Source organism: Lentimicrobium sp. S6 (assembly GCF_013166635.1).
Taxonomy (GTDB): Bacteria; Bacteroidota; Bacteroidia; order Bacteroidales; family UBA12170; genus UBA12170.
On the sequence record NZ_JABKBZ010000045.1, the window covers coordinates 36248 to 44137 of the forward strand.

Consider the following 7890-nt stretch of genomic DNA (forward strand, 5'->3'; position numbering starts at 1 on the left):
GTTTAAAGTTTAAAGTTGGTGCACTCACACAACTCATCCCTCCGTTGTTAAACTAGGTTGATTATTTCTTTAATATTTTCTTTTAAAGATACTTCTTTTCCTGATATGATCACTGTTGTATTTTGATTTGTTGTGATGCAAATTTCAGATTTAGAAATATTTATATTGAATTTGACTCCTCTGAATACCATATTGAATTTAATGGTTTTCCAATGTTTTGGTAATTGAGGGGTGATTTCGAGTATTTCTTTGTGGAGGTTGATTCCTGCATAATTGGTTAAAGCTACCATTACTGTTGAAGCCATTACTCCAGTATGAATGCCTTCTCCAGTAGTTCCGCCTTGAATATCTACATAATCACTACCCAAAGCATCTTCGTATAATTCCCAGCTGAGCTTTTCATTATCGATGATATTGGCCAATTGAGCATGAACCACACGGCTTAAGGAAGAACCATGAGAAGTACGAGCCAAATAGTAATCCAAGTTTTTCTCCAAATAGTTATCTGGAAGTTTATATCCTAAATTCTCGAAAATCTCGTCTACCTCTTTTTTCTCCAAATTAAAGAAGGTCATTAAAGTATCGGCTTGCTTTGCTACTTTATAATCGTCGGCAGATTTTCCTTCAGCTTTGAGGAGTCTGTCCATGCGGTAAATGTTGGTGTATTTTTCGCGATAAGCTTTCCAATCTAATTCCTTTAAATCAAAATAACCATCGTATTGCGAAATAATACCCTTCTCGGAAATCACGATGTTTAAGTTGGCAGCAATATCGTCCCAATGCAACATTTCCTGATAGGTAAGCTGTATTTTTAATAATACATTCTCCTCTGCAGAGCAGTCCATTTTGCTGGTGATTTCCTTCACTTTGCCTAGCATCCAAGCCACCATGATATTAGTATAGGCATTATCTCTTAATCCGCCTTCTTTAGCATCGGGATACATTTCATGGAATTCATCTGGTCCCATTACTTTGTCGATGCTATATTTACCTGTTTCTTCATTTTTTGAAGATTTACTGGCCCAGAAACGACAGATTTCGAGGAACATTTCTGCTCCATATTCTTCCATGAATTTTACATCATTGGTGGCTACGAAATATTCATATACATTATATGCAATCGCTAAACTGACATGTCTTTGTAGGCAGCTATTGTCTTCGCCCCATTTGCCAGAAAGAGGGTTTAAATGAACAGTTTGTGTTTGCTCACTTCCATCTGATCCACTTTGCCAAGCAAACATCGCTCCTTGATAACCATTCTCTTTGGCATATTCGCGAGATTTGTTTAATCGGCGATATCGATACATCAATAATGACTTAGAGATTTCTGGGTAATGGATATTATAGAAAGGAAGAATAAATAATTCATCCCAGAAAATATGTCCACGATAAGCTTCCCCATGAAGTCCACGAGCAGTTACACTGGCATCTAATTCAGTATTGAATTCAGAAGCAGAAAGCATCATGTGATAGGAGTGGAGACGTAAAAGTTTTTGACTCATTCTATCTCCTTCTACTTGTATATCTATATCTTTCCAAATCTCAGCCCATTTCGTTTTGCTTTCTTCAAAAAGGGTGTCAAATGACTCTAAATCATTTAATTGATCCAGTGCTAAAGTCTCTGGTTTTTCAACTACATGTGAGCTGTAAATACTGAGGAGCTTTTCAATTTTAAAACTTTGTTTTTCTTTTAAATCTGCCTCATAATAGGCATAAGCACCATCGTACTCTACTTTTGACTTGAAAGTGTGGTTTTTTGTAGCATCAGAAGTTTGAGCGAAGTGTTTAATAGCTTGGCTTACTGAAATGTTCGATTGACGAGTTTTTACGTTTACGAGTAGCTTCTCATCGGTTGCATTGGCAGATATAAACTCCAAATGGTTCTGATTTAGAGTGTTATATCTGTTGACTCCTCTGTTTTCAATCTGTCCATCAATTCCAATTCTGAAAGTGATTTTTCCGTCGAAGTTTAACGGCGTGAACACATATTGTTGTGCTCCAGCATGCTGACGAACCATGCTCGCCATTCTTTTCGATTCAATTTGGAATCGCTTGCCATCAGCAGCTTTTATGATTAAATTTTTTGAAAATAAGCCTGTCTTGAGGCATAAATGTTTCTTATAAACTTCGAATTCAGCAGTTTTGTAGTCCCACCATTCGCCATCATTGATTTTAAATTCTATCAATGTCCAGTTTGGGGTATTTACAAAATCTTCGTTGGGAATCATACGGTCACCAATGGGCGACTCTAATGTATTATATAAACTAGCAATATAAGTTCCTGGGTAATGTTTCTCGTCGGCTCGTACTTCTTCCATAGCACCTCGGTTACCAAAATAACCATTTCCAACTGCTAATAATGACTCACGACTTTTTTCTTTGGCCTCCTCATATTCATGATAAGTGATAGACCAATTGTCTTTATCTAAACCATCCTCAAACCATTTATTAATGCCTTCGAGTTTGATTTCTTCAATATCTTCGACTACAACATCGGCTCCATTTCTATAAAGCTCCTCAATATTATGCTCACGAGCTAATCCTAATACAAAACCAAAGTTTCCAGCTTTTCCTGCAGCTACTCCAGAGGAGGCGTCCTCTACAACCACAGCTCTATCATAGCTAACACCTAAATTATCGGCTGCAGTGGTGAAAATATCTGGTGCTGGTTTTCCATTTAAACCTAAACGAGCAGCATCTGTTCCATCAACTATGGTTTCCACGATATCAAAGACACCAGCGGCTTTTAATACGGAACGGCAGTTTTTACTTGAAGAAGCCACACCCAAACGAAGATTATGCTCTTTCATCTGGTGCATCAGTTCTATAGTGCTATCGAAAGGACTAACGCCATCACGATCCAATACCTCGTTGAAGGCTTTGTTTTTTCTGTTTCCAAGGCCACAAACAGTGACTAGTTCGATACTGTCTTCTACATCGCCAAATTCGAGCTCTATATTACGACTAGCGAGAAAATCCCTAACCCCATTATAGCGTGGTTTTCCATCTACAAATGGGAGATAGTCTTTTACATAATCAAACTCCTGAAAAGGCTCACCAGTTTCTTGAGCTCTATCCATTAGGTATTCATCAAACATTTTTTTCCATGCTGCGGCATGAACTTCTGCTGTTTTAGTGATAACCCCATCTAGGTCGAAGATGATGGCATCGAAGTTGAATTTTGAATTTGACATTTTTATTTAGGTTTTTTATTATCTATTTTATGTATTTGCCACGAAGTCACAAAGTCACAAAGAGTATTTTGATTTAGTCAATGTTTTAACTTTGTTTCTTAATATTATATGTTTTTTACTATTGTTATTTTTTACTACGCAAAGTCATGTAGTCAAAACTTCCTTTAAGTTCTAGTTTTAGTGCCTTTGTGGTATTATTTTAGCGCAATCCAATAATAAGAATAAGCAGGAATCATTACTTTGTTTTTCAAGGTTCTGATATTTTGCCCTAGTATATCTTGGAATGGAAAACGACCATCGTAGTCATAACTAATATCAGTTCCAGATAGGTTAATTAGAACTAATATTTCTTCATTTTCGAATTTTCGTTTGAAGCTTAATAGACCCAATTCATTATTTTCTAGCCACTCAATTTCTCCTCTACCGAAGGCTTTGTATTTATTTCTGGCATTTACCATGGCGCTTAAGCCAGCAAAAATCTGTGATTCAAAGGAGTCGCGCTTGTCCAGCTGAGCTTCTACCTCTTCCCAGTTCACTTTTCCACGAACTAAAAACCTGGTATCATCTTTACCGGTCATCTGAATCATTTCTTTATAGAACTCCTCATCGTTTCCTTTTCCAAATTCGTCACCGTAATATAGTACAGGTGTTCCAGGTAAAGAAAGCATTAAGCTATATGCTAATTTTATTTTCTGTACATCTTTTTTGAAAAGTTCTGACATGCGAGAAGAAATACCTTCTCCAACTCTAAAATCCCATTCTGGTTGGTGGCAATAGTTTTTATGAATATAGGCTCTATCAGCTTCATCCACATAGACCAATTCGAGACTTAACTCATCGTGGCAACGAAGGAAGGTAAACCATTGGCTATTGGCTGGAATTTCTGGTGTGACTTCTGGGCTCAGGGTTTTTAATACAGGTTCTGCACTTTCCATGCTTAATGCTTTAAACATTTGAGGCATCAATGGGAAGTGGTAAGCCGCATTACATTCATTACCAGTTTTAATATAATCCACTACATCTTGTGGTTTTTGGCAAGCTTCGGCTAATAATAAAGTACCTGGACTTAGATATTCACTTACGGCTCTGAAAAATCGGAGGATGGTATGGGTTTTAGGTAAGTTTTCACAATCAGTACCTTCTTCTTTCCAAAGGTAAGGAATGGCATCGGCTCTAAAACCATCAACGCCTTGCTGCATCCAGAAAGCAATATTTCGGCTCATGTCTAATAAGACAGCTGGATTGCGGTAATTCCAATCGGGTTGGAATTCGAAAAAGCGATGGAAGAAATACTCTTCTCCATCTTTTTCCCAATTGCTAGGGCACATGCCTTTAAAAAGAAGACGAGCCTCTTTATATTTTTCAGTGTCTTTATTCCAAATGAAATAATCGCGATAGGGATTGTCTTTTCCTTTACGAGCTTCTTGAAACCATGGGTGTTCCATGCTGCAATGATTCATGGCAATATCGAATATTACCTTGATACCTTTACTATGTGCATGTTCTAAAAATTCACGAAATTTCACTTGTTGATCTTCTGAAGAAGCCGTGTCGGGCATATTAAAAAGCTCTGGACGAATTCTACGATAGTCTTTAATATCGAAACCCGCATCTTTCATGGGTGAATCGAGGATGGGGAGTAACCATAGACAAGTCACACCCAAAGAGGCAATATGATCGAGTTTATCTATTAAACCATTAAAATCTTTATTAAACAAATCCACGTAAAGGCTATAAACCACAGCATCTTTATACCAATCTGGATTCTCATTAGTAGGGATTTCTTTCTTTAAATCAGTAAGTTCCGAAATGAAACTCTCTAATTTGCTTAAAGGCTCATTTGGATATAGTTCCTTGAAACTGTTCTTTAAGATTTCAAAATTTTGTGCTTTATTCATGATAAAAACCTTGATGATTTGTTCAATTTGTTTAATTCCTTTTATGCAAATCTAGTAACAAAAGGAGTGGTTTATACTAAGATACAAAAAGTATGGGACTTTCAATCGTTTGCGTTAAAAAGTTTTGCATTGGTAACGTTTGCGGTTTGTGGGATTGGGGAAAATGCTTAAAATTGAAATTATCAGTAAATTCACGTATAAATTAGGTGTAATATTTTTGATATATTTACATGCTGCATATAAAACAATAAATATGAAAAAGAATTACTATTTAACTTTTGCTATCATCCTTATATCATCATTTAATGCATTGAGCCAAGAATTTCCTACCCGAGGAGAAGTCTATGATTATGAAATTGGGGATGTTTTTCATATGGTAAATACTGAAAAGGCAGGGGAATATGGTGAGTGGTATTATACAGATAGTATTGTTAGAATTAAAAAAGTAATTGATAAAGTTTATTCTATCAATAATGATACTGTAATATTTGAATTTTTTGTTAAAGAAGCTAAGATATTTGAGTATCAGCCCAATATATATAGTGAGTATGAGCTGACATTATATTATACAAATTTGGATGAAATTGTGTCAGGAGATTCTATAATAGAGGATCCTGAAGTCTTTAATGGTAGAAAAATGGTGCTTTTTGATACGATTTATATTGAGGGCGCAGAAGAGGATCGCTATGAGAGAAGTTGGGTAATAGGTTGTGGCCAAACAAAAAATAATAGCGATTACTTTTCTTGGGCTAACATTATGAGACAATTATATACAAGGGAACTAGTCTACTTTAAAAAAGGAGAGGAAGAATGGGGTGAAGAGCTAGTTATGGTTGGGGTAGAGGAGGATATTTTTGAAAACAATTTTACAGTATTTCCAAACCCAGTTCAAGATAGGCTATATATTTCAACCCATATTGCCAGCCAGAATCAATTTTCGATTCAATTTTATAATTCCACAGGTCAATTGATGAATACTCTTAGTGTCTCATCGAATGATGTATACGTAGATATGAGTAATTATTCCAATGGGTTGTATTATGTTAAACTCCTTAATGAAAGCGGAAGTATCCTTGCAAAACAGAAAGTTTTGAAAATTTAAAATAGTCTAGTCTGATTTATCTCAGAATAGAAATCATAAAAATGCACTCAAGGTCTGAGCTTTATTTTCAGTTTCTTGATACTCATCTTCTGCAATACTATCTTTTGTAATTCCTCCACCTAAATATAAATGGAAAGCCTCATCATCGATTTGCATACAGCGTAGATTGACGAATAAATGGAATTTCTGAGGAGCGTAAATACCAATAAATCCAGTATAATATATTCGATCGTGCTTTTCAATTTGCAATAGGAAATCTTTAGCTTTTTGAGTTGGTGTGCCACAAACGGCAGGAGTGGGGTGGAGTTGGAGGAGTAGCTGGGTGGCGATGGTCGCTGCAGCCATAGCGGAGAAATCACTTCGTATATGTGCAACTGGGCCAGCAATAGCACTATAAGGTTCTGATTGTGTGAAATTGAGCATATGACTTTTGAATAGACTTCTGATATAATTCTGAACCCAAATTTGCTCGTCCTGCTCTTTTACTGGCCAGACCAAATCCTCTGCATTTTCTTTGTCTATCACCTTAGTTCCTGCCAAAGCCATAGTCTCAAATTTAGACTCCTCAAATTTTGCTAAGGTTTCTGGGCTTGCGCCACACCAGATTTGCCCATTAGGCAATTGAGTGAGGTAGACAAAAGCATTGGCGTATTTATCACATAATTGAGTAAATACCTGCTTAATGGATTTGTCATTTCTTTTGAAAGCTTGTACTCTGCTCAATACTACTTTTTTCAGTTCTCCTTTTTCTATTTCTTCAATAATTTGATGAACTTGCTTTTGGTGTTCTTTAGCTGAAGCATGATGTGTCTCGAAAGGCTTCGATTTAAAATCTAAGGCTAAATCAATCCATTCTTCAGAATTTATTCTTTTTGTATGCTTAGAATTAAATGCAAATATGGGGCAAGCTGATTCTTCATCAAAGGGAGTCATTATAAAATGACTTTCTTTTAAATCACAGATTTTCTCGATGATACGTGCTTTACTTGAATTATAATATAGTTCAGTTTGCTGGGGGAGTCTATAAACTACAAATGAAGGACTCTTTGTCATTTTTATTTTTCTTTAGACTCTAAAATGAAATTGGTTAAACGAGCTATAGATACCAAACGCTCCTGCTCATCGAAGATTTTAATATCCCAAATATGGGTGTTTTTTCCAAGGTGAATAGGTCTAGCTTCTCCTATCACATAGCCACTTCGCACCGCTCTTAAATGGCTGGCATTTATTCCGGCTCCACGAGAAGTTTTATTGGAATTAGGACCAATAATAATATGAGAACCCACACTACCAATAGTTTCAGCCAAAGCTAAACTAGCACCGCCATGTAATATTTTAAAAGGCTGGAAAGTTCTTTCATCCACAGGCATTTTAGCACGGATTAGGTCTTTTTCCACTGTAATCATTTCAATATTCAAAGCTTCCATTAAGGTGCCTTTGCTCATGCTATTTACTTGATCTATTAAGCTCATATAAAGATTGGGGTTTCGTATAAACAAAATAAAGAAAAATTATTGATTCTAACACGAATTTCATTTGAGGTATTATAAAGCATTTTCGGCTAATGTTGGGTCACATAAAAAATTATGGGGAGCAATGGTTTTTAGCCTTTTCATAATTTAAAATGCTATTAAGTAATAACATAGGATCAGATTCAAAATTATGGAAGTAACAAAGGATGGCCACTTCACTGTCG

At 36.0% G+C, this 7890-nt stretch carries 5 protein-coding genes; 1 reads left to right on the forward strand and 4 read right to left on the reverse strand.

Features of this window, described 5'->3' with window-relative positions:
- Window positions 1–47: 47 nt before the first annotated feature.
- Both HNS40_RS14455 and HNS40_RS14460 read right to left on the reverse strand, forming a co-directional pair.
- Window positions 48–3194 (reverse strand): beta-phosphoglucomutase family hydrolase, encoded by a 3147-nt coding sequence (locus HNS40_RS14455; protein ID WP_172282027.1) that lies wholly within the window; start codon window positions 3192–3194, stop codon window positions 48–50.
- Between the two features lie 194 nt (window positions 3195–3388).
- Complete coding sequence (locus HNS40_RS14460) at window positions 3389–5092, reverse strand: alpha-amylase family glycosyl hydrolase (RefSeq protein WP_172282029.1); 1704 nt, start codon at window positions 5090–5092, stop codon at window positions 3389–3391.
- Window positions 5093–5345: 253 nt separating this feature from the next.
- On the opposite strand from HNS40_RS14460, the gene HNS40_RS14465 reads away from it, so the two are divergent.
- A complete protein-coding gene (locus HNS40_RS14465; RefSeq protein ID WP_172282031.1) occupies window positions 5346–6194 on the forward strand; it encodes a T9SS type A sorting domain-containing protein in 849 nt (282 codons plus the stop codon).
- Between the two features lie 33 nt (window positions 6195–6227).
- On the opposite strand, the gene HNS40_RS14470 is transcribed toward HNS40_RS14465, so the two are convergent.
- Together HNS40_RS14470 and HNS40_RS14475 are read right to left on the reverse strand one after the other, a co-directional pair.
- Window positions 6228–7247 carry an isochorismate synthase gene (locus HNS40_RS14470; RefSeq protein ID WP_172282033.1) on the reverse strand — a complete coding sequence of 340 codons (1020 nt, stop codon included), beginning with the start codon at window positions 7245–7247 and terminating at the stop codon, window positions 6228–6230.
- 2 nt (window positions 7248–7249) lie between these two features.
- Window positions 7250–7666, reverse strand: coding sequence for a hotdog fold thioesterase (locus HNS40_RS14475; protein WP_172282035.1), 417 nt, complete (start codon window positions 7664–7666; stop codon window positions 7250–7252).
- Between the last annotated feature and the right edge of the window lie 224 nt (window positions 7667–7890).

What these genes read in the sequence shown, in the direction of transcription:
- HNS40_RS14470 (WP_172282033.1), bottom strand. Translation starts at nt 7,247, where the DNA reads ATGACAAAGAGTCCTTCATTTGTAGTTTATAGACTCCCCCAGCAAACT.
- HNS40_RS14475 (WP_172282035.1), bottom strand. Translation starts at nt 7,666, where the DNA reads ATGAGCTTAATAGATCAAGTAAATAGCATGAGCAAAGGCACCTTAATG.
- HNS40_RS14465 (WP_172282031.1), top strand. Translation starts at nt 5,346, where the DNA reads ATGAAAAAGAATTACTATTTAACTTTTGCTATCATCCTTATATCATCA.
- HNS40_RS14455 (WP_172282027.1), bottom strand. Translation starts at nt 3,194, where the DNA reads ATGTCAAATTCAAAATTCAACTTCGATGCCATCATCTTCGACCTAGAT.
- HNS40_RS14460 (WP_172282029.1), bottom strand. Translation starts at nt 5,092, where the DNA reads ATGAATAAAGCACAAAATTTTGAAATCTTAAAGAACAGTTTCAAGGAA.